Source organism: Streptobacillus canis, from assembly GCF_009733925.1.
GTDB lineage: Bacteria > Fusobacteriota > Fusobacteriia > Fusobacteriales > Leptotrichiaceae > Streptobacillus > Streptobacillus canis.
On the sequence record NZ_WOEI01000052.1, the window covers coordinates 1 to 1,200 of the forward strand.

Consider the following 1,200-nt stretch of genomic DNA (forward strand, 5'->3'; position numbering starts at 1 on the left):
ATTTTAAATTTATTATTCAGCTATTTCAGCAACTACTCCTGATGCTACTGTTCTTCCACCTTCTCTGATTGAGAATCTTAATCCTGTTTCAATCGCGATTGGGTGAATTAATTCTACTGATACTGAAATATTATCTCCAGGCATTACCATTTCTACTCCTTCTGGTAAGTTTACTTCTCCTGTAATATCAGTTGTTCTGAAGTAGAATTGTGGTTTGTACCCTGTAAAGAATGGTGTATGTCTTCCACCTTCTTCTTTTGTTAATACGTATATTTCTCCTCTGAACTTAGTATGTGGTTTGATTGAATTTGGTTTAGCTAATACTTGTCCTCTTTCAACTTCTTCTTTCTTAATTCCTCTTAATAATGCTCCTATATTATCTCCAGCTTCTCCTGAATCTAATAATTTTCTGAACATTTCTATTCCCGTTACTGTTGATTTAGCTGTATCTTTTATACCTACTATTTCTACTTCTTCTCCAACTTTAACTGTTCCTCTTTCTACTCTTCCTGTAACAACTGTTCCTCTTCCTGTTATTGTCATTACATCTTCTATTGGCATTAGGAATGGTTGGTCAACTGGTCTTTCTGGTGTTGGGATGTATGTATCTACTTGGTTGATTAATTCAACGATTTGATCTTCCCATTTAGTTTCTCCATTTAATGCTCCTAATGATGATCCTCTTACTACTGGTATGTCATCCCCTGGGAATCCATATTCAGATAATAATTCTCTTACTTCCATTTCTACTAATTCTAATAATTCTTCTTCTTCAACCATGTCTACTTTGTTTAAGTATACTACAATGTAAGGAACTCCAACTTGTCTTGCAAGTAAGATATGTTCTCTTGTTTGTGGCATTGGTCCATCTGCTGCTGATACTACTAAGATAGCTCCATCCATTTGTGCTGCCCCTGTAATCATGTTTTTAACATAGTCAGCATGGCCTGGACAGTCTACGTGTGCGTAGTGTCTTGTTTCTGATTCGTACTCAATGTGAGCTGTGTTTATTGTAATTCCTCTTTCTCTTTCTTCTGGTGCTTGGTCGATGTTTTCAAAATCAACTTTTTGCGCTAATCCTTTTGATGCTAATACTTTTGAAATAGCTGCTGTTGTTGTTGTTTTACCGTGATCTACGTGTCCTATTGTTCCAACGTTTACGTGTGGTTTACTTCTTTCAAACTTTTGTTTTGCCATTTT

At 35.7% G+C, this 1,200-nt stretch carries 1 protein-coding gene; it reads right to left on the bottom strand.

What is annotated here, in order from left to right:
* Positions 1-12 precede the first annotated feature (12 nt).
* Positions 13-1,197 carry an elongation factor Tu gene (tuf, locus tag GM111_RS08020; RefSeq protein ID WP_156300574.1) on the bottom strand — a complete coding sequence of 395 codons (1,185 nt, stop codon included), beginning with the start codon at positions 1,195-1,197 and terminating at the stop codon, positions 13-15.
* Between the last annotated feature and the right edge of the window lie 3 nt (positions 1,198-1,200).